This window comes from Candidatus Nitrotoga sp. 1052, from assembly GCF_927312905.1.
Lineage (GTDB): Bacteria > Pseudomonadota > Gammaproteobacteria > Burkholderiales > Gallionellaceae > Nitrotoga.
Genome location: NZ_CAKMHQ010000005.1, coordinates 48,886 through 72,862 on the forward strand (window position 1 = coordinate 48,886; position 23,977 = coordinate 72,862).

Here is a 23,977-nt window from a genome sequence, read left to right on the forward strand (position 1 = left end):
GACGGTAGTATGTATATCGGCAATGCTTGGTAGTGATGCCAGCAAAAATGCTAATATCCGCGCCTTATTTTTTGGTGGATTTCTATGGCTAAGCGTTACGATTTGATTGTGTTCGATTGGGATGGCACAGTGATGGACTCCACCGCAGTAATAGCAAGTTCGATCCAGGCTGCATGTCGGGATTTGGGCTTAACCGAGCCTAGCGATGTCGCTGCGAAGTATGTAATTGGCTTGGGGTTGAATGAGGCGCTGCGCCAAGCCGTGCCGGATTTGCAGGAGAGTCAGCGCGATGATCTAGTGGCACGTTACCGCCATCATTTCCTTGCGCAGGGTGAGGCTATTCCATTGTTCGAGGGAGCGCAGCAGACAATTGCGGAGCTGCATGCTGCCGGGCACTGGCTGGCAGTGGCGACGGGCAAAAGCCGACAGGGATTAAAGCGGGCCATGCAAACCAGCGGGATGGAGTCTTACTTCCACGCTACCCGCACGGCAGACCAAACATTTTCCAAGCCGCATCCAGCGATGCTGCTGGAAATTATGGATGAGCTTGGAGTTGCAGCGCAGCGTGTGCTGATGGTGGGCGATACCACGCATGATTTGCAAATGGCGCGTAATGCTGGCGTGGACGCGATTGGTATGACGCACGGCGCGCATCCGGTAGATCAGTTGCGCGCTCTGGAACCGCTGGCGTTGCTGGACGATTTTGTCGGGTTGCGCGCATGGTTTAAAGAGTACGCCTGATATACTGGAGGGCAACTCTAAAAATTCAGATTTCGTTACAATACGTTGTTGCTCACAAAAAATGTTTCCTTACATATCAATTATATGCTGCGCCAACATTTTTTATTCGCGCCTAGTCTTGTTTAGAACTCTTAATTTTTAGAGGTGCCCTGGGTGCAGTTTTTTATTGAGGAATAATTATGTCAGAACAAAACAATAACTGGGAACGCGGCGTGCTGGAGAAGCTCGCTATGTCGGCCATTCAGGAGCAGCGCCGGGCGCGCCACTGGAGTATTTTTTTCAAGGTGCTGACGTTTGGCTATCTCTGCATTTTGCTATTCCTGTTTATGGGCTGGATAGGCAAATCCGAGTTGCCATTAACTGGCAAGCACACCGCGCTGGTGGAAATGCATGGCGTGATCGCGGCAGAGACCGCAGCCAATGCCGATAGCGTTATGACCAGCCTGCAGGATGCATTCAAGGATAGTCACACGCAAGGGGTGATTCTGCGAATGGATAGCCCCGGCGGTAGTCCGGTGCAATCGGGTAATATTAACGATGAAATCCACCGTTTGCGTGCCAAGTACCCAAAGATCCCGTTGTATGTAGTAATTGAAGATATATGCGCTTCCGGCTGTTATTACGTGGCGGCGGCGGCGGACAAGATTTTTGTCAATAAAGCGAGTTTGGTTGGGTCAATCGGTGTGTTGATGGATAGTTTTGGCTTTACTGGCACGATGGAAAAGCTAGGGGTGGAGCGCCGCTTGATGACGGCGGGCGAGAACAAGGGTTTTATGGATCCATTTTCGCCAGTTAATGTGGGACAGCAGGAACATGCTAAAAATATGCTCGCCGAAATTCACCAGCAATTTATTGAGGTAGTGAAACAAGGACGCGGCAAGCGTCTGAAGGAATCACCCGATATATTCAGTGGCTTGATCTGGACCGGTCAAAAGAGCATTGAGCTGGGCTTGGCGGATGGCATGGGCAGTATGGATAGCGTGGCGCGCGATGTGATCAAGGCAGAGAACATTGTCGATTTCACTACCCACGAAGGTATCGCTGAGCGGCTCGCCAAGCGTTTCGGTGCGGGGGTGGCGAGCGCTTTCCCGGGTGTATCTACACAGACTGGCATTAAATTTCGTTAAACAAGACACCTTTAAAAATTGTGCGCCTTCAATAGAGGTTTCAGTTTGGCCAGAATGGTCTGGAGGATTTGCGCTTGCGCCGACGCTATGGGGTGCAAGTTGTCGGCCTGAAATTGGTCCGGCAAAACATTTTCAAGCATGAACGGAACCAGCTCTATATGGTGGCGCTGCGCCAGCCGGGAAAAGAGCGCCTTGAATTGATCCGTGTAGTTTTTGCCATAATTGGGCGGTAACTGAATTCCCACTAACAGCACTTTTCTGTTGCCTTGGCGTGATTGTTGGATAATAGCGCTGAGATTACTTTCGATATCGGCGATAGGCGTACCGCGCAGGCCGTCATTGGCACCCAGTTCCAGAATGACAATGTTGGGGGAATGTTGACGCAAGGCTTGGGCAATGCGCTGCCGTCCGCCAATGGTTGTTTCGCCGCTGATGCTGGCGTTAACAACTTTATATTGTGGATGGCTGCGTTGTAACTCTTGCTGCAACAGGTTGACCCAGCCCGATGCCCGTGGAATGCCATATGCCGCAGAGAGACTATCGCCAAACACCAGTATGGTTTGTTGTTGCGCGCCACTCACCCCAGACAGCAGGCAACACACACATAATAAAACTGATTGAAAGAAAGTAGGAAATTTCATGGCGTCTATTTTGCGGGCAATGAATCTGGGTAAGCAAGTAGAAAGTGGTGGCCAGCCTCTTGTTATCTTGCACGAGGTTAGTTTTTCCGTCGAGCCGGGCGACAGCCTTGCTATTCTGGGTGCGTCCGGTTCCGGTAAGTCCACTCTATTGGGATTGTTAGCCGGACTGGATGTGCCCAGTAGCGGTACAGTGTACCTCGACGGGGTTGATATTTTTTCTTTCGATGAGGATGAACGCGCGCGTTTGCGTGGTCGTCTGGCAGGTTTTGTTTTCCAATCATTTCAGTTGTTGCCAGCTTTGACCGCGCTGGAAAACGTGATGCTGCCGCTGGAATTGCACGGCGCGTCCGATGCGCGCGAGCGTGCAACAGCTGCCCTGCAGCGCGTGGGACTGGCCGCGCGCCTGAGTCACTTACCCAAACATTTGTCCGGCGGCGAGCAACAGCGCGTGGCGATGGCGCGTGCATTTGTCGTGCAGCCGAAAATCCTGTTCGCAGACGAACCTACAGGCAATCTCGACGCTGCCACTGGCGGCCAGATCATTGATCTGATGCTGGAGTTAAACGGCGCGCAGGGCACCACGCTTATATTAGTTACTCATGATGAAGTGCTGGCGCAACAGTGTGGTCGGCAGTTGCACTTGGCGGCAGGACGGATTGTGCCGTGAATACATTGCATTTGTCATGGCTCATGCTGCGGCGGGACTGGCGCACTGGAGAATGGCGCGTGCTGCTTATCGCTTTAGTGCTGGCAGTGGGCAGCATTGCTACCGTGGGGTTGTTTGCCAACCGGGTTGGCTTGGCCCTGCAGCAGGAAGCTACTAGCCTTTTGGGTGCCGATCTGCGCCTTGTCGCAACACATCCATTCCCGCCAGCTTATCGGGCAGCAGCACTGCAACGGAGTCTGCGCGTGGTCGAGGTTGCGACTTTTCCCAGCATGGTGGTTTACGGCCAACAAAACGTGCTGGCGGAAATTCAGGCGGTGGGAGAGGGCTATCCGCTGCGCGGCAAAATTCAAATTGACGATGGCACGCCACATGTTGCGCAAGGTATACCTACGCCCGGCACGGTGTGGGCGGATAAGCGTTTGCTGCAACGCATGGGATTGCAGCTGGGTAATGAAGTTGTCATCGGCGCACTGCGTCTGCGCGTGGCTGCGCGCGTGGTACGTGACGTGGATCAGTCTGTCGGTTTCGCCAGTTTTGCACCACGTGTGCTGATAAATGCAGCCGATCTGCCTGCTAGCGGCCTGATTCAACCTGGCAGCCGTATCAGCTACAGAATACTATTCGCAGGTGATTCGGCACAGCTTGCCAACTTGCGTGCCTGGCTGAAAGGACGGCTGGTAGCAGGTGAAAAACTGGAGGACGTGCGCGATGCGCGTCCGGAAATTCGAACTGCGCTGGAGCGTGCCGAACATTTTTTAGGACTGGCGGCGCTTACTGCCGTAGTGTTGGCAGGTGTTGCTATGGCGCTGGCCGCGAGCCATTTCATCATGCGCCATCTTGACACCTGCGCCATGATGCGCTGTTTGGGGGCAACGCAGACGCAGGTATTGCGAATTTTTATGTACCAGTTTTTGCTGCTGGGCGTATTTGCCGTTCTGTTGGGTGGCTTGCTCGGTTACGCGGCTCAATCTGCACTGGTGCAGTCCATAGAGACCATGCGTGAGGCTGCTTTGCCGCCGCCGGGTTGGCTGCCATTGTGGCAGGCTGCAGCCAGCGGTATGGCGCTCCTGTTTGGATTTGCTTTCTTGCCGTTGTGGCAGTTGAAAAGAGTGTCGCCGTTACGCGTTATCCGCCGTGAATTGGGTATGCCCCCGGCGCGTACCGGTTTGCTGTATGTGTCAGGCGCTGCTGTGCTGAGCGTGCTATTTCTGTGGCAGGCCGGTTCACTCAAGCTGGGATTGACCGTGTTGGCGGGCTTGACAGCTGGCATGCTGCTGTTTGGTCTGCTGGCATGGCTTGCCGTGCGCACTTTGACATGGCTACCCCTGCGCGGGAGTCATGCCTTTGCGAATTTGGCCAGGCACGGGCGCACTAATGCGCTGCAAATTGTGGCACTAAGTTTAGGCGGCATGGCCTTGCTGCTGCTTACCTTTGTGCGTGCCGACCTGTTGGAAAGTTGGCGTGGGCGCATGCCGCCGGATGCGCCGAATCGCTTTATTGTCAACATCCAGCCCGATCAGCGCGCCGCGATAAAAAATTTCTTCACACAGCAGCAATTACCTGCGCCACAATTATTTCCCATGGTGCGTGGGCGGCTGATAGCAATCAACAACCACGCAATCAGTGGGAACAATTACCTCGAGGCGCGTGCCCGAGCGCTTGTGGAACGCGAGTTCAACCTATCCTGGTCAGATCACCTGCCAACTGATAATGCCTTGGTACAGGGTGCATGGTGGGAGCAGGGCGCATCATCGGTGTTGTCGGTGGAAGAAGGGATAGCCAAAACGTTGGGTATCAACATGGGCGACACCTTGACTTACGATGTGGCGGGCAGCCCGTTCAGTGCGCAAGTGGTAAACCTGCGCAAGGTCCAGTGGGATTCCATGCAGGTGAATTTTTACGTGATCACTGCGTCCGATATGCTGAAAGATTATCCGGCTAGCTACTTGACCAGCTTCTATTTGCCAGCTGATAAGGCGCAGGCAAGCGATGCGTTGATCAAAGCCTTCCCCAACCTGCTACTGATAGATACCGATGCAGTGATCGAACAAGTCCGCCAAATCATGGATCAGATAGCCCAAACCATGAGCGCGGTCTTCCTGTTTACCCTGTTGAGCGGCTTGGCTGTGCTATATGCCGCGCTGCTCGCTACGCAAGATGAACGCATTCATCAGGCCGCCATCCTGCGCACATTGGGAGCCGACAGCCGCTATTTGCGGCGATTGCACCTGACCGAGTTTGCCGTGCTGGGCGCATTGAGTGGCCTGTTCGCAGCAGCAGGTGGGACCTTGCTGGGTTGGGTGCTGGCAATCAAAGTACTGGAAATTCCTTATCATTCAAGCGCGTTAATCTGGTTGGTTGGCGTGAGCGGCGGGATTGTTACGGTGACCTTGGCAGGATGGTTGGCTACGCGGCGCGTGGCGCAGATGTCGCCGCTACAGGTGTTGCAATCTGTTTAAGCAAAGACGTGGAAATTGAAAAACGAATAATCGCCTCGGACTAAGTGTCACGTCAACTGCTGGTTGCTCTCATCTATCTGAAGAGAAAGGCAGTTTCAACAGGCAATTGCGATATAGCCATTTCAAAAGCCGGTACCGAGCCAATCTGGAGTCAGCGTGCTCAATGCGATTGCGCTTCCCGCCTCATACTTCGGATACCAGCTTTTGAAAAGTGCTTTTGCGACTGTGCAAAACCTGTACGAATAAAAGCACTAATAAAGAAAATCCCATGAAAAAACTAATTATCACTATCGCAGTGATTGCTACACTTGCAGGTGGCTTTGCCCACGCAGAAGATAAAAAACCAGATACCGCGTTAACCTTTAACGGTTATGCAGAAACATACTATAGCTACGATTTTAATAAACCAATCAATAACACTAAGCCACCATTTATTTACAGCTATAACAAAAATAATGAAGTTTCAGTGAATTTGGCTTTTGTGAAAGGATCGTACAACACAGATACTGTCAGAGCTAATCTCGCATTAGCCGGTGGTAGCTATATGAATTCTAATTATGCATCTGAGCCTGGCGTGTTGAATAATATCTATGAAAGCAATGTTGGCCTGAAGCTTTCTAAAAAAAATAACCTGTGGTTTGATGCTGGTGTTTTTTCTTCGCATATAGGTTTTGAAAGTGCGATTGGTAAAGACAATTGGACTTTGACCAGAAGCATAGGAGCAGATAACACACCTTATTATGAAACTGGCGCCAAAATCAGTTATACGTCAGAGAATGATGTATGGTTTGTGAGTGCATTAGTTCTGAATGGTTGGCAACATATTCAACGCGTTGAAGGAAACTCTTCCCCTTCATTTGGTACGCAGGTTACTTATAAGCCTTCCGCAAAAGTAACTTTGAATTGGAGCACATTTATTGGAAACGACAAACCTGATAATGATAAGAAAATGCGTTATTTCAATGATTTTTATGGAATTTTTCAGCTAAATAATCAGTTTGCCGCAATATTTGGTTTTGATATTGGAGCCGAACAAAAAAATAAGGGCTCATCAGCCATGAATACGTGGGTCAACCCATCGGTTATCTTGAAATATACGCCAACAGCAAAAACTGCTATCGCGATCAGAGCTGAATATTATGATGATAAAAATGGGGTAATCATCTCAACTGGCACGTCTAATGGTTTTAAAACATGGGGCTTTTCGACCAATTTTGACTATACCATTGCAAAAAATATTGTGTGGAGAGCAGAAGTTAGAACATTGAATAGTAAAGATGCTATTTTCACAAAGAATAATAATATGGTTAACGGCGATGCTTTTGTGACGACGGCATTGGCTATAAGTTTCTGATGAGATCATTGGCCTTTATGATAAAAAATCGTAGGTAATAATGCCGCCTTAACTTTAGACATTTAGCATTCGACCTTATGTCACTCAAACAGTGTCGCAATTAAAGATAAAATGACAGTAATTTTTATTGCTTCCTAAGAGCAACGCCGGCTCCGACCCATCAGGGACTGAAAAGTTGCGCTTGTCGCGTTACTATCCAGCGCGGGGAACAGATGCTGCTGCAGCATTAAAAAAATTCCGTTTACTCAAAATTTCGGACACCCTCACATGTTAAGTAAGAATTGTGCTTTTGCATGCCCTTGACTAGCCGCTTTTTGAAACCATTCAATAGCTTTCGTAGTATCCTTGGTTACGCCTTCGCCATCTCGATACATCAAACCTAGATTGTATTGTGCTTCGGCATGCTGCTGAGCAGCCGCTTTCTGAAGCCACTCAATGGCTTTCGCAGCGTCTTTTGGAACGCCTTCACCATCTCGATACATCACGCCTAGATTATATTGCGCTTCGGCATGTTGCTGAGCAGCTGCTTTCTGAAACCACTCAAAAGTCTTGGCAACATCCTTGAGCACACCTTCGCCATTGGAATACATCCAGCCGAGGTTATATTGCGCTTCGGCATGCCCTTGAGCTGCCGCTTTTTGATACCACTCCATCGCTTTCGCAACGTCCTTGGGCACACCTTCGCCATAGGCATAAATTACTCCAAGGAAGAATTGAGCTTCAGCATGCCCTTGAGCAGCCGCTTTCTGGAACCACTCAATAGCTTTAGCAGAATCTTTGGATATTCCTTCACCTTTGGCATACATCACGCCGAGGAAGAATTGCGCTTCGGTATGCCCCTGAGTAGCAGCTTTGTGAAACCACTCAAAACTCTTGGCTGCATCCTTGAGTACGCCGTCACCCTTGGAATACTTCCAGCCGAGATTGTATTGCGCCTCAGCGACTCCCTGCGCAGCAGCTTTCTGTAACAACAGAAATGGATCTTCTGGCGGCGTTGATACCTTTTTCTGCACAGTAGGCGCAGCAGCTTTGCTCTTATTGCCAGCCGCCTGCGCTCCGCAATTGGCAAGTATTAGCAATAATGCAGCAAGCATAGGAATTGAGATAACGTTCACTGAATGTTCACCTTTATCAAGTTGGAATATAGCGAAGTGCAATTCGCTTATCATCACATTTTCATCGTTTACTTTGCGCTTGACGAGTTTTTTATTGGGTGAGGGCGCAAGACCGTGAAAAAAAGCAGCTCGCAAAAGTGGGGGATAACGCATTAAATTTTTGCGTGACTATTCAATCACAAACAAAAACTCCCGTCGAGTGCGGGAGTTTTTGTTTTCTACATTGCAGATTCGTTTAATGCAACATTAATGACTTCTGCACTGCCACTGCGCATACCGTTATCAATGTGCTGGGCATAATACCCAAGGCCAATATCGCCAGCCCGTTAATGGAAATCAGCAGGCCGTTGTCAGGCTGGATGGAAATTGGGACATGGGTTTCTGGGTGATCGAAATACATTAACTTGACGATACGCAGATAATAAAATGCGCCTATCAACGAGAACAGCACCGCCATAACGGCAAGAGGAATGTGCCCGGCGCCCACTGCCGCCTGTAAAACAGAAAGTTTGGCGTAGAAGCCTGCCGTCGGTGGTACCCCTGCCATAGAGAACATTAATATAAGCATCATGAAAGCGAGCCACGGGCTACGCTGGTTAAGTCCCTTAAAGTCGTTGAGCATGTCAGCCTCGAAACCTTCACGCGATAGCAGCATGATCATACCGAAACCACCTAGGCTCATTAACACATAAATCACTACGTAGAACATGGCAGAACTATAACCATCAATGCCGCCGCTCAATATGCCGAGCAATAAAAAGCCCATATGCGCGATAGTGGAGTAAGCCAGCATGCGCTTAAGGTTAGTCTGCGCAATAGCGGTAATATTGCCAATAGCCATTGACAGCACAGCGAGGATCGCCAGCATACGAGACCAGTCCATCACCAGCGGTTGCAAGCCGTCCACTAAAATTCGCATAACGAAAGCGAAGACGGCTAACTTGGGCGCGGAGCCGATCAGCATGGTTACAGCAGTTGGTGCGCCATGGTATACGTCTGGCACCCACATATGAAATGGAACGGCGCCAAGCTTGAAAGCCAGACCCGCCACCATGAATACCAAGCCGAACACTAGCAGTGCCTTGTTTTCCACACCGTGCTTGATGGCATCGGAGACCGCCGCAACTCCAAGCGTACCGGTAGCGCCATACAACATGGACATCCCATACAATAGCAAGCCGGAAGCAAGTGCGCCTAGAATGAAATATTTCATCGCGGCTTCAGTGGCAGTCGCGGAATCGCGTTGCAGCGCAACCATCGCATACAGGCTGAGCGACAGCAATTCCAGCCCAATATACAGAGTAATAAAGTGGGTAGCGGAAATCATCACCATCATGCCGAGCAGGGCAAACAATGTCAGCACCATGAACTCGCCCGTGAATAGTCCGCGCAATATCAAATAGCTACGCGAATACACTAACACCATGGATACGGTCAGGTAGCTTAATAGTTTGAGTACATCGGACATTAAGTCGTCCACGAACATGTTGTTGAACAGGTGAACCACGCCAGGTTCATGGGTCGTCACGGTGATCAGTGCGCAACTTAGAAGAGTAAGTTGCACCAATATGTAGGTCAGCGTTTTGTTCGGGTTGGTGACAAACAGATCCACGATCAGGATCGAACTCGCCATCACCAGCAGAAAAATTTCTGCGTAGGCGGAGGATAGGGTGGACAAGTAACTCATAAATTCCTCGGTTGGTGATAGCTTATAACTTGGAGCGGGCAATATGTACCAGCAAGTCGTTTACGGATGCGTGCATGATTTCGGTGAATGGTAGTGGATACAGGCCCATGCCCAGCACAGTCAGTGCCAACATAACGAACATCAGCTTTTCGCGCAAAGTAATGTCGGTTAATTGCGCTACGTGCTGGTTGGCCACTGCGCCAAAGATCACTCGCTTTACCATCCACAGCGTGTAGGCCGCGCCAAATACTAGTATGGTGGCGGCAATGAAGGCATACCAGAAATTGACTTTGACCGTACCCATTATTACCATGAATTCACCGACAAAACCGCTGGTGCCGGGTAGTCCGACATTTGCCATCGCAAACAATATAAAGAATGCGGCGAACACTGGCATTTTGTTGGCTACGCCGCCATAGTCGGCGATATTGCGTGTGTGCATTCGGTCATACAACACACCTATACACAGAAAGAGCGCACCTGATATAAAGCCATGCGAAATCATCTGTATCAGCGCACCTTCCATGCCGTAGGCATTAAAAATGAAAAATCCCAACGTCACGAAACCCATATGCGAAATAGAGGAATACGCCACCAATTTTTTCATGTCGGTTTGGGCCAATGCTACCAGTCCAATATAGACCACTGCGATTAGTGACAGCGCGATCATCACGCCAGCAAGGTAGTGACTGGCATCCGGCACGATAGGCATGGAGAAGCGAATAAAGCCGTACGCTCCAACTTTCAGCAGAATCGCCGCTAACACCACGGAGCCACCGGTAGGCGCTTCTACGTGGGCATCGGGCAGCCAGGTATGCACCGGGAACATTGGTACTTTTACCGAGAATGCCATAAAGAAGGCAATGAACACCAATATCTGCGCAGTCATCGGGATAGCCATCTGGTGGTAATCAAGAATCGCGAAGCTGCCACCGGACTGAATGTATAGATATAGTAGTGCAATCAGCATCAGCACCGAACCGAAAAAGGTGTACAGGAAAAATTTGACCGCCGCATAAACGCGATTAGCGCCGCCCCATACACCAATAATGATGAACATCGGGATCAGCATGGCTTCCCAGAATACATAGAACAGTACCGCGTCGAGAGAGGCGAATACGCCATTGACCAAGCCGGACATAATGAGGAATGCAGCAAGATATTGCGCTACGCGCTTCTCGATTACCTTCCAGCCAGCAATTACAACCAGCGGAGTAAAGAAACTGTTAAGCAGGACGAACAGCACCGAAATGCCGTCTACGCCGAGATGATAGTGGATGTTGAAATGGGTAATCCAGTCGTGCAACTCAACGAACTGCATGGCACTGGTCATTTTGTCAAAACCAACATACAGCGGAATAGTGACCAGAAAGCCAAGAATTGAACCAACAAGTGCGATGACACGCGCTAACGGTGCATTGCGATCGTTGCCAGTGGCTAGAACCAGCATACCAAAAATAATGGGCAGCCAGATAGCAACGCTTAATAGGGAAAATCCAAAAATCATGCTTATTCCTTCAGTTTCTCGCTGTGCATATTATTCGAACCAAGTGCGTATCGTAAGCAGCAGAAACACGCCGATAATCATGGAAAACGCATAGTGGTAGATGTAACCGGTCTGAATGCGGCGCAATACGTTGGAGAACATGCCGACCAAACGCGCAGTGCCGTTTACCATTAGGCCATCAATCAGTTTTATATCGCCAAATTTCCATAAGAAGCGGCTCGCCTTACGGGCACCAGAGGCAAAGAACCAATCATTGAAACGGTCAAAGTAGTACTTGTTGTCCAATACCGTATAGATGAAACTAAATTTCTGTTTGATCGCCTCAGGAATACCAGGAATTTTCAGGTAAAAAACCCACGCCATCACTACCCCGGCCATTGCCAGCCAGAATGGCAAGGAAGATAGCCCATGCATGGTCATGGCCCAAGCGCTGTGGAACTCGTGCTTCAGTTCTTCCATGGACGGGTGCAGCTCGTGGTTGATAAAAATCGCCCCCTTGAAATAATCGCCAAACAACATCGGCTCGACGGTAAGGTAACCAATGACCACAGAAGGGATCGCAAGCAACACCAAAGGCATCCAGACTACCCATGAGGTTTCGTGCGGCTTCTGGCCTGGAGATAAACCATGATGATCATCGTGCGCAACATGGGTGTCAGCATGGTTGTCAGCATGGTCGTCTTGAGGCGTATTTTGAGAGCCATGTGCTACAGAATGAGCTTTGCCGAAATGCTCTTCTCCATGAAACACCAAGAAATACAAGCGGAACGAATAGAAGGCAGTAACGAAAACACCGGCTACCACTGCAAAATAGGCAAAGCCAGACCCGGAAAGATGCGACAACGCCACCGCTTCGATAATGCTGTCCTTGGAATAGAAACCGGACAGGAACGGCGTGCCAATTAACGCCAGCGAGCCAATCAGAAACGTGAACCAAGTGATCGGCATATATTTACGCAAGCCTCCCATCTGGCGGATGTCCTGCACATGATGCATGGCGATAATCACCGAACCAGCGGCGAGGAAAAGCAACGCCTTGAAAAATGCGTGGGTCATTAGATGAAAAATTGCCACTGAATAAGCAGAAGCGCCCAGCGCTACGGTCATGTAGCCTAGTTGCGACAGCGTGGAATAAGCCACCACACGCTTGATGTCGTTCTGGATAATGCCGAGGAAGCCCATGAACAGCGCGGTAATTGCGCCGATCACCATAACAAAGGACAACGCAGTATCGGACAGTTCAAACAGCGGTGACATGCGCGCCACCATAAAGATTCCGGCGGTCACCATCGTCGCAGCGTGGATCAGTGCGGAAATCGGAGTCGGGCCCTCCATTGAGTCCGGCAGCCAGACATGTAGCGGGAATTGCGCCGATTTACCCATCGCACCAATGAACAGCAGGATGCAGATAGCGCTAATCACATTCCAAGATACACCAGGGATCGGCGCTATGTCGTTAGCGTAAAGGTGCGAGCTGGCAAACACTGCAGCATAATCCAGTGTGCCAAACACCATCAGCACCAAGCCGATGCCAAGCAAAAAACCGAAATCCCCCACGCGGTTGACTAAGAAAGCTTTAAGGTTGGCGTAAGTCGCCGTAGGGCGTGTGTACCAAAAGCCGATCAATAAATAGGATACTAAACCGACCGCTTCCCAGCCAAAAAACAGCTGGAGAAAATTATTGGCCATCACCAGCATTAGCATGGAGAAGGTAAACAACGAAATATAACTGAAGAAGCGTTGATAGCCAGCATCTTCTACCATATAACCTATAGTATAAATATGTACCATCAGGGATACGAAAGTCACCACCAGCATCATCATTACGGTCAGGCGGTCAATCAGGAAACCGACTTCGAATCGCGTATCACCCGAGGTCATCCATTGATAAACTGTGCCGTTGAATGTATGTCCTGCCATGACATCCTGGAAAATCAGCAGTGAGGCAGCGAAAGACACAGCCACCAGCAGGATGGTAATGCGATGCGTCCATATCCGCCCCAGTAGTTTGCCAAACAACCCGGCGATTATTGCGCCAACCAAGGGAGCCAAAGGAACCAGCAAATACAGATTTTCCATAGTACTCATTTGCGCTGTTAACCTTTCAAGCTGCCGAGATCATCTACGTTGATGGTACGCAGGTTACGAAATAACACTATCAGAATCGCTAAGCCGATAGCTGCTTCAGCGGCAGCTACGGTGAGGATAAAGAACACGAATATTTGCCCGGATATGTCATTCAGATAATGTGAAAAGGCGACAAAATTTGTATTTACCGCGAGCAGCATCAATTCAATGGACATCAACAGTACGATGATATTCTTGCGGTTCAGAAAAATGCCCACCACGCCAATCGCAAACAAGACCGCTCCAAACACTAAATAATGCGACAAATTCAAGTTCAACATATACTTTCCTTATTGAATCTTCATGTAAGCATGACAGATGCCGCTACACTGCTATCAGTCATCCAAGGCGGTTAACAATTCAACACAACCCTTTGTAAAAACTAGATTCATGTCTCTGCAGCAATGATGCAGTGGTATATCTCACCCACTACTGCGCGCTTTCCTCTTTACCTTCTGCCACCCCCGATACAATGCGAAGGCGGTCTGCTTTTTTCACCAGCACCTGCTTATTCGGTTCCTGTGATTTAACATCCTTACGACGGCGTAACGTAAGCGCGATAGCAGCTACAATCGCCACTAACAGAAGTACCGCCGCCAGTTCAAATGGGTAAACATAATCGGTGTAAATCAAACGTCCAAGTTCTTTGGTGTTGCTGTAATTGGCAGCGTGCTTGATCACTTTTGCACCAGTTTCAGCAGTCTGGCGGTTGCCCAGTACCCATATCATCTGGAACACCATGATGACAGCCAGCAATGCTCCGAACGGAAACCAGCGCCAGAAACCTTCGCGCAACTGCTCCAGATTGATGTCCAGCATCATTACCACAAAAAGAAAGAGTACCATCACCGCGCCGACATACACTAGAACAAGGGTAATCGCCAGGAACTCCGCCTCCAGTAATATCCAGATACCAGCCGAACTACAAAAAGCCAACACCAGGAACAATGCAGCATGTACCGGGTTGCGTGCAGTAATTACGCGCAATGCGGCAAACACGGTAATTGCAGCGAACATATAAAAAACTAATGTATCAAAACTCATCAACATATTCTCAAACCTTTAACTGTGTTTGGAACCCCCATGAAGGTCACCAATATAAATCATTGAAGTGAGCATTCCCGCCTGCGAAAAACCAATTCGATGCAGGCTTCAGCAGTATCCTTATTTAAATTACGAGCTGGATACATATCTACGCAGGAATGACAGTGATTTAAAGATGCTCTTAACGGTATTTTGCGTCCGATGCCCTATCCTTGGCAATTTGCGCTTCATGTTTTTCGCCCACTGCCAGCAACATCGGTTTGGTGTAGTACAGGTCGCCGCGCTTCTCACCGTGGTATTCCAGAATGCGAGTTTCTACAATGGCATCCACCGGGCAAGATTCTTCGCATAGACCGCAAAAAATACACTTGACCAAATCGATGTCATAACGTGTGGTCCGGCGCGTGCCATCAGCGCGCTCTTCGGTTTCAATATGGATAGCCATCGCCGGACATACCGCTTCGCATAATTTGCAGCCAATACAGCGTTCTTCATCATTAGCATAGCGACGTAGCGCATGCAGGCCACGAAAACGAAAACCTTGTGGCGTTTTTTCTTCGGGAAACTGCACGGTGATTTTGCGCGCGAAAAAATGTCGCCCGGTCAAGGCCATGCCTTTCACTAGCTCCAGCAGAAGGAAAGTTTTAAAGAAATTTGTGATCTTTTCCATTTTTTATATCCTTGACTGTTTTACCACAGCCAATAGGGAGTTTGCATCCAGGCACCAATTACCACTACCCAGACCAGCGTGAGAGGAATGAAGACCTTCCAACCCAAGCGCATCAACTGGTCGTAGCGATAGCGTGGGAAGGTGGCACGGAACCATAAAAATAGGAACAGCACAAAGGACGTTTTGGCTAGTAGCCAGAAAATTCCCGGTAGTAAATTGAATGGAGCAATGTCAAAGGGAGGCAGCCAACCGCCAAGGAACATAATAGCGGTGAGTATGGCAATCATAATCATGTTGGCGTATTCAGCCAGGAAAAATAGCGCAAACGCCATACCAGAATATTCTACGTGGAAGCCAGCTACAATTTCAGACTCACCTTCGGCCATGTCAAAGGGCGCACGATTGGTTTCTGCTACACCTGAGATAAAGTACACCACGAACATCGGGAACAACGGGATGAAATACCAGCCGAACAGCCCCACGCTGCTTTTTTGACCAAGCACTATGTCACCCAAATTCATGCTCTGCGAGACCATTAGCACACATACCAAGGCAAAACCCATGGGGATTTCGTAGGACACAATCTGTGCGGCCGAGCGCAATGAACCTATGAAGGCATATTTAGAATTGGATGCCCAACCCGCGATGATTATGCCGTACACGCCAAGTGACGTCATCGCCAAGATATAGAGCAGGCCAGCATTGATGTCGGCCAACACCATGCCATCGGCAAAGGGGACTACAGCCCAAGCCGCCAAAGCAGGCGTCAGAGCAAGGACGGGCGCGATTATGAACAGAAATTTATTCGAGCCGGACGGGATGATAATTTCTTTGAGCAGCAGTTTGAGCCCATCGGCGAGCGGCTGTAGCAGCCCGAAATAACCGACCCGATTAGGACCGATACGTACCTGCATGTAGCCGATCACCTTGCGTTCTGCCAGGGTCAGATACGCCACAGTTAGCATGATGGGTACAACGATGACCAGAATTTTGACCAACGTCCAGATCGGCAGCCAAGCCGCACCAAGCAGATTTTGCAAGTATTGCAGTAGCTCCGTCATGCGCGCTCCACCATAATAGCTCCAAACATTGCGCCCAGTTCGGCAGTTACAGCATGGCCCGCGGCCACGCGCACAACGCCATGCGGCAAGCTGTCATCTGCAATTACAGATAGCCGCGCGCTGCCATGTTCTTGCGTTAATTTGACCATTTCACCAGACTGCAGGTTGAGCTTCTTCAGTTCCACGCTATGCATCAGCGCACGCGGAGTGGCGGCATCGCGGGTTTTTTGTAGCGAAGCGGCGCGGCGCACAATGGCGTCAGTGGCATAGATCGGCACATCGCTGACGCGCTGTAAGCCAGTAACATCCCAAGTTGCCGCTTGCGCCGACACACCATGCAAGACGTTGCCAAGTTTGGCAGGCAGGTCTGTTCCGACCAGCACTTCATCGCGAACTGCTTCGCTGTTGTTGTAATCAAAACCGGGTATATTAAGCATGTTCCCCAAGACGCGGAGCACCTTCCATGCTGGACGCGCCTCGCCTAACGGCTGGACTGTGCCCTTGAAGCTTTGCACACGCCCTTCTGAACTGATAAAAGTCCCGGAGGTTTCAGTAAATGGAGTAATCGGCAATAACACATCGGCGTACTCGGTAGCATGGTGTTTGTAAGCGCTCAACGCCACAACCATATCTGCGGCGCCCATCGCAGCTAATGCTTGCTGCGGGTTCTGCATGTCCAGTTCCGCTTCGACATTCAGCAAGATATAAGCCTTGCGCTGCGCAGCTAGCATTGCGGAGGCATTCATACCATGTTCAGCATCGGCGAATGGCACCGCTTGCGCCAAATATCCGCCCACACTGTTGGCTGCTTCGCCGAAGAAGCCAAATGTTGCTCCGCAGAGCGCGGCAATGTGCTGCGCCAGCAGTTGCAGTTGAGACGCTTGTGGATGCTGCTGCGCGAAATTGCCGAGCAAAATGGCAACACGCTCACCGCCGGCAAGACTGTCAGCCATTGCCTGCGCGATGGCTGATGGCGTGACAGACTGCACGATCTGTTGCACGCTAGTATCCAGAGTAGCCTGCTTGGCTGTGGCCAGCGCCTTCAACACTTGCGCCAATACCGTAGTCATTTCAGTCGGTGAAACGATCTCTTTGTTGGCGATTGGCATCAGTAGATCGTCATCGGTAGAATGTATCAGATTAACTTGCGCGCCCGCCTTCGTTGCTTGACGTACGCGTGACGCCAGCAGCGGATGGTCTTTTCGTAAGAAACTGCCCACTAACAGGAAGCGGTCAACACGATTAATATCTGCTACTGCCATACCTAGCCAAGGTGCACCGGTCTGCTTGCTGTCGGCGCTGAAATCAGATTGCCGCAGTCGGAAATCCACGTTATGACTGCCCAAGCCGCGCACCAGTTTCTGCAATAAATAAAGCTCTTCCAGAGTGGAGTTTGGCGTGGCTAACGCGCCTATGTTTTCCGCACCCGTTTCATGAGCAATTTGGCGCAGCCCGTTAGCCACATACTCCAGCGCGACTTGCCACTCCACTTCCAGCCATTTCCCGCCCTGCTTGATCATCGGTTTAGTAAGACGCTCAGCTGAGTTCAACCCTTCGTAGCTAAAGCGATCTTTATCGGACAGCCAGCACTCATTGACATCTTCATTCTCAATAGGCAGCACACGCATCACGCGGTTGTTTTTGACCTGCACCGCCAGATTGGAACCCAAACTATCATGCGGGCTAATAGACTTACGGCGCGATAGCTCCCAAGTGCGGGCACTATAGCGGAATGGTTTGCTGGTGAGCGCGCCGACCGGACAGAGGTCTATCATATTACCGGACAGTTCGGAATCTACCGTGTCGGACATGAAAGCCATAATTTCCGCATGTTCACCTCGGAAAGCTTGTCCCAGTTCCATCGCCCCACCAATTTCGATGCCGAAACGCACGCAACGGGTACAGTTGATACAGCGACTCATCTCTTCGGCAGCTACCAAGGGGCCGATGTCCTTGTGCAACACGACGCGTTTCTCTTCTTGGTATCGCGAGGCGCTACCACCATAGCCGACCGCTAGATCCTGTAATTCGCATTCGCCGCCCTGATCGCATATCGGGCAATCCAATGGATGATTAATCAGCAAGAATTCCATTACGCCTTTTTGCGCTTTCACAGCTTGTTCGGAGGCAGTAAAAACTTTCATGCCTTCGGCCACTGGCGTGGCACAAGCGGGCAGCGGCTTAGGCGCCTTTTCTATCTGCACCAAACACATACGACAATTAGCTGCGATGGATAATTTCTTGTGGTAACAAAAGTGGGGAATATAAATACCCAACCTATGCGCCGCATCGATCACGGAGCATCCGTTTTCCACCTCAATGTGCTTGCCGTCAATTTCAATGTTGATCATTGCTCACCTAACCGTCAGTCTTGCACCAAACAACACTTGTGTTCGATGTGATATTCAAACTCGCTACGGAAATGCTTAAGGAAGCCCTGCACCGGCCATGCGGCGGCATCGCCAAGCGCACAAATTGTGCGGCCGGCAATGTTCTCGCACAGGTCAAGCAATAGATTCAGGTCTTCCGGACGTCCTTCCCCTTTTTCGATGCGGTGTATGATCCGGTATAACCAGCCAGTGCCTTCACGGCATGGCGTGCATTGGCCACATGATTCTTCAAAATAAAAGTAGGACAGGCGCTCCAGTGCGCGCACCATGCAGGTAGTGTCGTCCATGATGATAATCGCACCTGTGCCCAGCATAGAGCCTGCCTTGGCGACGGAATCATAGTCCATGTCGAGATCCATCATAATCTCGCCAGGTAACACTGGCATGGAAGATCCACCGGGTATGCAGGCCTTCAGCTTGCGGTCACCGCGCATACCACCGGCCATTTCCAACAATGTTTTGAATGGCGTTCCAAGCGGAACCTCAAAATTTCCTGGCCTGTTAACGTGGCCGGAAATGGAAAATAATTTGATTCCGCCATTGTTCGGCCTGCCTAGCTCAAGGAAATTTTGCCCGCCGTTATTTATAATGTAAGGAATGCTGGCGAAGGTCTCGGTGTTGTTAATGGTAGTCGGCTTGCCATATAAACCAAAACTTGCTGGAAATGGTGGCTTGAAACGCGGCTGACCTTTTTTACCTTCGAGTGATTCGAGCAATGCAGTTTCTTCGCCACAAATGTAGGCGCCATAGCCTAGATGATTATGCAGCTCGAAACTGAAATCGCTGCCTAGTATATTGTTACCCATATAGCCCGCCGCACGCGCTTCTTCACCAGCCGCCTCCATGCGTTCATAGGCCTCGAAAATCTCGCCGTGTATATAGTTGTAGCCTACCTTGACCCCCATGGCATAGGCGGCGATAGCCATGCCTTCTATGAGAATGTGCGGGTTGTAGCGCAGAATATCCCTGTCCTTGAAGGTGCCCGGCTCGCCCTCATCAGAATTGCACACCAGATATTTATCGCCCTGGTAGTTGCGCGGCATAAAGCTCCATTTCAGACCAGTAGGAAAACCAGCACCTCCGCGACCGCGCAGGCCGGAACTCTTGACTTCGGCGATGATAGACTCGGGCGTCATTTTTTCCGCCAATATTTTGCGCAGCGCCTGGTAGCCACCCACTTTGAGGTAATTCTCCAGCGTCCATGGCTGGTCGAAATGCATGGTATTAAGAAGAATGGGAGTGCTCATTCTTTATCCAATTCCGCCAGAATTTGATCGATCTTTTCTTTAGTGAGATGACCGCACGTCTTTTTGTTGTTGATCATAAATAGCGGTGCTTCATCACAGACGTTCTGGCACTCGCCTTCGCGCAGGCCGAACTTACCGTCAGCTGTCACTTCGCCAACTCCGATACCGAGCTTGCTCTTAATATAATTCAATGTTTCCATGGCTCCCACCAATTGGCAGGACAGATTGGTACACACCGTGAGTGTGTGCCGTCCCATGGGCTTGAGGTTATACATGTTATAGAAAGTCGCCACCTCATATACACTCATCTGCGGCATGCCGAGATAGGCCGCAACATCGGCCATGTCCGCAGTGTCTATCCAACCCTTTTCATCTTGCACGAAACGCAATGCAGACATAACTGCAGACTGCTTCCGATCGGGCGGATATTTTTTCAACTCACGGTCAGTTTTTGCTCGAACTTGCTCGGATAACATCAAAGAACCTCTAAAAATGCCGTTACCATAATAAAAGCGAGAATCCGGCTTTTTGATGGGGCGTTCACGGAAATGACGAATTCAGAATAATTAGAGGTATCCATCAGCGGTCAACTTCACCAAAAACTATATCCTGTGTACCAATAATAGCCACTACATCAGCAATCATATGACCACGCGCCATTTCATCCAGCGCAGCGATATGGGCAAAACCGGGAGCACGAATTTTCAGGCGATAAGGCTTGTTCGCCCCATCGGAAATCACGTATATGCCGAACTCACCTTTAGGATGTTCTACTGCCGCATAAGCCTCGCCGGGTGGAACATGCATACCCTCAGTAAATAGCTTGAAATGGTGGATCAACTCTTCCATATTCTGTTTCATCGACTCGCGTTTGGGAGGCGCAACCTTGAAATTATTTACTATCACCGGACCGGGGTTCTGACGCAACCAGCTGATACATTGTTTGATAATACGGTTTGACTGGCGCATCTCTTCCACACGCACCAGATAACGGTCGTAGCAATCTCCTTCGACGCCCACAGGAATATCGAAATCGATGCGGTCGTATACTTCATAAGGTTGTTTTTTGCGCAAGTCCCAAACAATACCGGAGCCGCGCAGCATGGGGCCGCTGAAGCCCAGCGCCAGCGCGCGTTCCGGAGTGACTACACCAATGCCGACGGTACGCTGTTTCCAGATCCGGTTGTCGGTCAGCAAAGTCTCGTATTCATCCACGCAGGTGGGAAAACGAGTTGTAAAGTCTTCCATAAAATCAAGCAAGGAACCTTCACGGTTCTCATTCATCTTCTTTACAGCTTTGGCATTGTGAATCTTTGATGCCTGATACAAAGGCATGGAATCGGGCAAATCTCGATACACCCCACCTGGTCGGTAATACGCTGCGTGAAGTCGCGCGCCGGATACAGCCTCATATACATCCATCAGGTCTTCGCGCTCACGGAAAGCATATAAAAACACAGTCATTGCGCCAATATCCAGCGCATGTGCTCCAAGCCACAGCAGATGATTCATAACTCGGGTAATTTCGTCGAACATTACTCGAATATATTGAGCCCTCAGTGGCACTTCAAGAGCAAGCAATTTTTCGATGGCCATGACGTAGGCATGCTCGTTGCACATCATCGACACGTAGTCGAGGCGATCCATATAGGGCAGAGATTGCAGATATGTCTTGTGCTCAGCCAGCTTCTCAGTGCCGCGATGAAGCAAGCCGATATGCGGATCAGCGCGCTCAATTACTTCACCGTCCAGTTCCAGAACCAGGCGCAGCACGCCGTGTGCGGATGGGTGCTGTGGCCCAAAGTTCATGGTGTAATTTTTTATTTCAGCCATGATTAAAGCCTTCGCCCCTGTTGCCCAAAAAATGAAGAGGAATGCAAAATTTCGGGTAAAGTTGCTATCTGCGTGCCCGTGCCTTTATCGCTCAAGGTTCTGGCTTTCATTTCAGACCCCCGTAATGTTCTTCACGAATGATGCGGGGAACGAGTTCACGGGGTTCAATCGACACCGGTTGATAAATCACGCGCTGCTGCTCAGGGTCGTAGCGCATCTCGACATGACCTGACAATGGAAAATCCTTGCGGAAAGGGTTGCCAACAAAACCGTAATCGGTGAGCAGGCGACGTAAATCAGGATGATCTGTAAATACAATGCCATACAAATCGAATGCCTCGCGCTCATACCAGTTGGCACACGGCCAAATGTTCACCACGGAACTCAGTATCGGCAAGTCATCGTCTACAGCAAATACGCGTACGCGTAAGCGGATATTATGGGTCAACGACAACAGATGGTAGACCACGGCAAATCGAGAAGGATAAGCATCAGGAGCAATGTCTGATTTGAGATACGCACCGCCTTCACAAATATCACTCCCATAAGTAAAGTAATCCACTCCGCACAGATCCATCATTTGTTCGAAACGCAAATCGGGATCGTCGCGCAAGCGCGTAAGTACCTCCAGCATGTCAACAGCACTAACGACTAAGGTCAGTTCGCCCAGCATATTTTCCAGACTCACTATTCTATTAGCGAAAATCGCGTTCAAGTTAGTAGTCAAGAGGTTCAAATTAGCAGCCATGTTTTACACCGGAGTCGTGTGAATCAAGTTTACGATGGTATTTTTGAGTTCACAAGCAAGTCATGCAGATCAAAGCATGACATGTCTGTGCACTCCAGATGACAAAGACGCTCCCATTTGAACGGGGATCAATAGCATCGTGTTTTCTATCATGAATATTGCACATAAACCTAGCGTGCAATTGTGTTAGTTCGTTTGATCTTGTTTTGCAATTGAATGATGCCATACAGCAGTGCCTCAGCAGTCGGCGGACAGCCTGGCACATACACATCCACTGGCACGATGCGGTCGCAACCTCGGACGACCGAATAGGAATAATGGTAGTAGCCGCCGCCATTAGCGCACGATCCCATCGAGATTACCCAGCGCGGCTCGGCCATCTGGTCATACACCTTGCGCAGCGCCGGCGCCATCTTGTTGCACAGTGTGCCAGCCACTACCATCACGTCAGACTGGCGCGGGCTGGGGCGGAACGTTATGCCAAAGCGATCAAGATCATAACGCGAAGCGCCCGCCTGCATCATTTCTACCGCGCAGCATGCCAAGCCAAAAGTCATTGGCCACAGCGAACCCGTGCGAGCATAATTTATCAAAACGTCCAATGACGTGGTAACGATGCCTTTTTCCAGAGCTCCTTCTATTCCCATTCCAAAGCTCCTCTTTTCCACTCGTAAATAAATCCGACCACGAGGATAGCCAAGAAAATTAACATAGAAACGTATCCGAACAAGCCGATTTCCTTCAGCACCACTGCCCAAGGAAACAGGAACGCGATTTCTAGATCGAACAAGATAAATAAGATGGCAACGAGATAATAACGCACGTCGAATTTCATTCGCGCGTCTTCAAAAGCCCCAAAGCCGCACTCATAAGGTGAGAGCTTCGCGTTGCTGGGGCGATTAGGAGCGGCTAGCCAGCCTAACAGCAGCGGCGCCACACCCATCGCCAACCCAACGACTATGAACAACAAGATCGGAAAATAGTTTTCCAACATCTGAGCCTCCCCCATCCATTTGGCGCCTTACAAATCTAACGCACGGAATGCATTTCTAGTTTAATTAACCAGAGCCCAGAAAACTTTGGCTTGTATATTTGGTGCCGATGAGCAGACTCGAACTGCTACAGCTTTCGCCACTAGCCCCTCAAGCTAGCGTGTCTACCAATTTCACCACATCGGCATAGTTTTATTATTTTGGTATTTCTTGCGACTTCGAACTACCTGCATTGCCAGGTGTTGAAGCGGGTGCCGCTGACGGCTGTGCCGACTTTGATACTTCATGCTTATCCATTACACCATGAGATTGCGATGGGTGAGCATAAATATAAGTTAGCGACATGCTGGTAATAAAAAATATCCCTGTAGCCACCGCCGTACTACGGCTCAGAAAATTGGCTGAACCGCTCGAGCCAAACACACTTCCGGCTGAACCTGTGCCAAAGGCAGCTCCCATATCCGCCCCTTTGCCATGCTGCACCAGCACCAGACCAACCAGCACTATTGCAGTTAATACATGTATAACCCAAACGAAAATTTCCACGTACTACTCCAAAATATCGAA

Annotated in this window: 22 protein-coding genes and 1 tRNA gene; 5 read left to right on the forward strand and 18 right to left on the reverse strand. The window is 49.9% G+C overall.

Annotation, left to right across the window (positions count from 1 at the left end; all coding sequences use genetic code 11):
* Positions 1 to 84: 84 nt before the first annotated feature.
* Positions 85 to 741 carry an HAD-IA family hydrolase gene (locus tag MJ768_RS00425; RefSeq protein ID WP_239287240.1) on the forward strand — a complete coding sequence of 219 codons (657 nt, stop codon included), beginning with the start codon at positions 85 to 87 and terminating at the stop codon, positions 739 to 741.
* Positions 742 to 920: 179 nt separating this feature from the next.
* Complete coding sequence (locus MJ768_RS00430; protein WP_239287241.1) at positions 921 to 1,868, forward strand: S49 family peptidase; 948 nt, start codon at positions 921 to 923, stop codon at positions 1,866 to 1,868.
* Positions 1,869 to 1,879: 11 nt separating this feature from the next.
* On the opposite strand, the gene MJ768_RS00435 is transcribed toward MJ768_RS00430, so the two are convergent.
* Positions 1,880 to 2,509 carry an arylesterase gene (locus tag MJ768_RS00435; protein WP_239287242.1) on the reverse strand — a complete coding sequence of 210 codons (630 nt, stop codon included), beginning with the start codon at positions 2,507 to 2,509 and terminating at the stop codon, positions 1,880 to 1,882.
* On the opposite strand from MJ768_RS00435, the gene MJ768_RS00440 reads away from it, so the two are divergent.
* From MJ768_RS00440 to MJ768_RS00450, 3 genes are all read left to right on the forward strand, one after another.
* Entirely contained in the window at positions 2,508 to 3,176 is a 669-nt protein-coding gene (locus MJ768_RS00440; protein ID WP_239287243.1) for an ABC transporter ATP-binding protein, read from the forward strand. The genes MJ768_RS00435 and MJ768_RS00440 overlap by 2 nt on opposite strands.
* Positions 3,173 to 5,635 (forward strand): ABC transporter permease, encoded by a 2,463-nt coding sequence (locus MJ768_RS00445; RefSeq protein ID WP_239287244.1) that lies wholly within the window; start codon positions 3,173 to 3,175, stop codon positions 5,633 to 5,635. The genes MJ768_RS00440 and MJ768_RS00445 overlap by 4 nt, the downstream gene beginning before the upstream one ends.
* A 268-nt stretch (positions 5,636 to 5,903) precedes the next feature.
* Positions 5,904 to 6,989 carry a porin gene (locus MJ768_RS00450; protein ID WP_239287245.1) on the forward strand — a complete coding sequence of 362 codons (1,086 nt, stop codon included), beginning with the start codon at positions 5,904 to 5,906 and terminating at the stop codon, positions 6,987 to 6,989.
* A 263-nt stretch (positions 6,990 to 7,252) separates the two neighbouring features.
* On the opposite strand, the gene MJ768_RS00455 is transcribed toward MJ768_RS00450, so the two are convergent.
* From MJ768_RS00455 to secG, 17 genes are all read right to left on the reverse strand, one after another.
* Entirely contained in the window at positions 7,253 to 8,104 is an 852-nt protein-coding gene (locus MJ768_RS00455) for an SEL1-like repeat protein (protein ID WP_239287246.1), read from the reverse strand.
* Between the two features lie 235 nt (positions 8,105 to 8,339).
* Positions 8,340 to 9,791 carry an NADH-quinone oxidoreductase subunit NuoN gene (gene nuoN / locus MJ768_RS00460; RefSeq protein WP_239287247.1) on the reverse strand — a complete coding sequence of 484 codons (1,452 nt, stop codon included), beginning with the start codon at positions 9,789 to 9,791 and terminating at the stop codon, positions 8,340 to 8,342.
* Positions 9,792 to 9,813: 22 nt separating this feature from the next.
* Complete coding sequence (locus tag MJ768_RS00465) at positions 9,814 to 11,298, reverse strand: NADH-quinone oxidoreductase subunit M (protein ID WP_239287248.1); 1,485 nt, start codon at positions 11,296 to 11,298, stop codon at positions 9,814 to 9,816.
* Between the two features lie 30 nt (positions 11,299 to 11,328).
* Positions 11,329 to 13,386: an NADH-quinone oxidoreductase subunit L gene (gene nuoL, locus MJ768_RS00470; protein WP_239287249.1), complete on the reverse strand. Its 2,058-nt coding sequence runs from the start codon at positions 13,384 to 13,386 to the stop codon at positions 11,329 to 11,331.
* Positions 13,387 to 13,394: 8 nt separating this feature from the next.
* Complete coding sequence (nuoK, locus tag MJ768_RS00475) at positions 13,395 to 13,706, reverse strand: NADH-quinone oxidoreductase subunit NuoK (protein WP_239287250.1); 312 nt, start codon at positions 13,704 to 13,706, stop codon at positions 13,395 to 13,397.
* A gap of 148 nt (positions 13,707 to 13,854) precedes the next feature.
* Complete coding sequence (locus MJ768_RS00480; protein ID WP_239287251.1) at positions 13,855 to 14,469, reverse strand: NADH-quinone oxidoreductase subunit J; 615 nt, start codon at positions 14,467 to 14,469, stop codon at positions 13,855 to 13,857.
* A 181-nt stretch (positions 14,470 to 14,650) separates the two neighbouring features.
* Complete coding sequence (gene nuoI, locus MJ768_RS00485; RefSeq protein WP_239287252.1) at positions 14,651 to 15,139, reverse strand: NADH-quinone oxidoreductase subunit NuoI; 489 nt, start codon at positions 15,137 to 15,139, stop codon at positions 14,651 to 14,653.
* A gap of 20 nt (positions 15,140 to 15,159) precedes the next feature.
* On the reverse strand, positions 15,160 to 16,188 hold the full coding sequence (gene nuoH, locus MJ768_RS00490; RefSeq protein WP_445082947.1) for an NADH-quinone oxidoreductase subunit NuoH: 1,029 nt from the start codon (positions 16,186 to 16,188) through the stop codon (positions 15,160 to 15,162).
* An 8-nt stretch (positions 16,189 to 16,196) separates the two neighbouring features.
* Entirely contained in the window at positions 16,197 to 18,551 is a 2,355-nt protein-coding gene (nuoG, locus tag MJ768_RS00495) for an NADH-quinone oxidoreductase subunit NuoG (protein ID WP_239287254.1), read from the reverse strand.
* 14 nt (positions 18,552 to 18,565) lie between these two features.
* Positions 18,566 to 19,837, reverse strand: a complete 1,272-nt coding sequence (nuoF, locus tag MJ768_RS00500; protein ID WP_239287255.1) for an NADH-quinone oxidoreductase subunit NuoF — start codon at positions 19,835 to 19,837, stop codon at positions 18,566 to 18,568.
* A complete protein-coding gene (locus MJ768_RS00505; protein WP_239287256.1) occupies positions 19,834 to 20,313 on the reverse strand; it encodes an NADH-quinone oxidoreductase subunit NuoE family protein in 480 nt (159 codons plus the stop codon). Before MJ768_RS00505 ends, nuoF begins: the two co-directional genes overlap by 4 nt.
* A 103-nt stretch (positions 20,314 to 20,416) precedes the next feature.
* The gene (locus MJ768_RS00510) at positions 20,417 to 21,670 is read right to left on the reverse strand and encodes an NADH-quinone oxidoreductase subunit D (RefSeq protein WP_239287257.1); all 1,254 of its coding nucleotides are present in this window, start codon (positions 21,668 to 21,670) and stop codon (positions 20,417 to 20,419) included.
* Between the two features lie 106 nt (positions 21,671 to 21,776).
* Positions 21,777 to 22,418, reverse strand: coding sequence for an NADH-quinone oxidoreductase subunit C (locus MJ768_RS00515; RefSeq protein ID WP_239287258.1), 642 nt, complete (start codon positions 22,416 to 22,418; stop codon positions 21,777 to 21,779).
* Between the two features lie 170 nt (positions 22,419 to 22,588).
* A complete protein-coding gene (locus MJ768_RS00520) occupies positions 22,589 to 23,065 on the reverse strand; it encodes a NuoB/complex I 20 kDa subunit family protein (RefSeq protein WP_173052566.1) in 477 nt (158 codons plus the stop codon).
* Positions 23,056 to 23,412, reverse strand: coding sequence for an NADH-quinone oxidoreductase subunit A (locus MJ768_RS00525; RefSeq protein WP_239287259.1), 357 nt, complete (start codon positions 23,410 to 23,412; stop codon positions 23,056 to 23,058). The genes MJ768_RS00520 and MJ768_RS00525 overlap by 10 nt, the downstream gene beginning before the upstream one ends.
* Before the next feature lie 99 nt (positions 23,413 to 23,511).
* Positions 23,512 to 23,596 (reverse strand) — tRNA-Leu (locus tag MJ768_RS00530).
* A 9-nt stretch (positions 23,597 to 23,605) separates the two neighbouring features.
* Positions 23,606 to 23,956, reverse strand: coding sequence for a preprotein translocase subunit SecG (secG, locus tag MJ768_RS00535; protein ID WP_239287260.1), 351 nt, complete (start codon positions 23,954 to 23,956; stop codon positions 23,606 to 23,608).
* Positions 23,957 to 23,977 lie beyond the last annotated feature (21 nt).

Excerpts from the sequence above, each read along its gene's own strand:
- nuoF (WP_239287255.1), bottom strand. The coding sequence starts at position 19,837 with ATGAGCACTCCCATTCTTCTTAATACCATGCATTTCGACCAGCCATGG.
- MJ768_RS00430 (WP_239287241.1), top strand. The coding sequence starts at position 921 with ATGTCAGAACAAAACAATAACTGGGAACGCGGCGTGCTGGAGAAGCTC.
- nuoN (WP_239287247.1), bottom strand. The coding sequence starts at position 9,791 with ATGAGTTACTTGTCCACCCTATCCTCCGCCTACGCAGAAATTTTTCTG.
- nuoK (WP_239287250.1), bottom strand. The coding sequence starts at position 13,706 with ATGTTGAACTTGAATTTGTCGCATTATTTAGTGTTTGGAGCGGTCTTG.
- nuoL (WP_239287249.1), bottom strand. The coding sequence starts at position 13,386 with ATGAGTACTATGGAAAATCTGTATTTGCTGGTTCCTTTGGCTCCCTTG.
- MJ768_RS00525 (WP_239287259.1), bottom strand. The coding sequence starts at position 23,412 with ATGTTGGAAAACTATTTTCCGATCTTGTTGTTCATAGTCGTTGGGTTG.
- MJ768_RS00435 (WP_239287242.1), bottom strand. The coding sequence starts at position 2,509 with ATGAAATTTCCTACTTTCTTTCAATCAGTTTTATTATGTGTGTGTTGC.
- MJ768_RS00510 (WP_239287257.1), bottom strand. The coding sequence starts at position 21,670 with ATGGCTGAAATAAAAAATTACACCATGAACTTTGGGCCACAGCACCCA.
- nuoI (WP_239287252.1), bottom strand. The coding sequence starts at position 15,139 with ATGGAAAAGATCACAAATTTCTTTAAAACTTTCCTTCTGCTGGAGCTA.
- MJ768_RS00520 (WP_173052566.1), bottom strand. The coding sequence starts at position 23,065 with ATGGGAATAGAAGGAGCTCTGGAAAAAGGCATCGTTACCACGTCATTG.
- nuoG (WP_239287254.1), bottom strand. The coding sequence starts at position 18,551 with ATGATCAACATTGAAATTGACGGCAAGCACATTGAGGTGGAAAACGGA.
- MJ768_RS00425 (WP_239287240.1), top strand. The coding sequence starts at position 85 with ATGGCTAAGCGTTACGATTTGATTGTGTTCGATTGGGATGGCACAGTG.
- MJ768_RS00450 (WP_239287245.1), top strand. The coding sequence starts at position 5,904 with ATGAAAAAACTAATTATCACTATCGCAGTGATTGCTACACTTGCAGGT.
- MJ768_RS00515 (WP_239287258.1), bottom strand. The coding sequence starts at position 22,418 with ATGGCTGCTAATTTGAACCTCTTGACTACTAACTTGAACGCGATTTTC.
- MJ768_RS00465 (WP_239287248.1), bottom strand. The coding sequence starts at position 11,298 with ATGATTTTTGGATTTTCCCTATTAAGCGTTGCTATCTGGCTGCCCATT.
- MJ768_RS00480 (WP_239287251.1), bottom strand. The coding sequence starts at position 14,469 with ATGAGTTTTGATACATTAGTTTTTTATATGTTCGCTGCAATTACCGTG.
- MJ768_RS00440 (WP_239287243.1), top strand. The coding sequence starts at position 2,508 with ATGGCGTCTATTTTGCGGGCAATGAATCTGGGTAAGCAAGTAGAAAGT.
- MJ768_RS00505 (WP_239287256.1), bottom strand. The coding sequence starts at position 20,313 with ATGTTATCCGAGCAAGTTCGAGCAAAAACTGACCGTGAGTTGAAAAAA.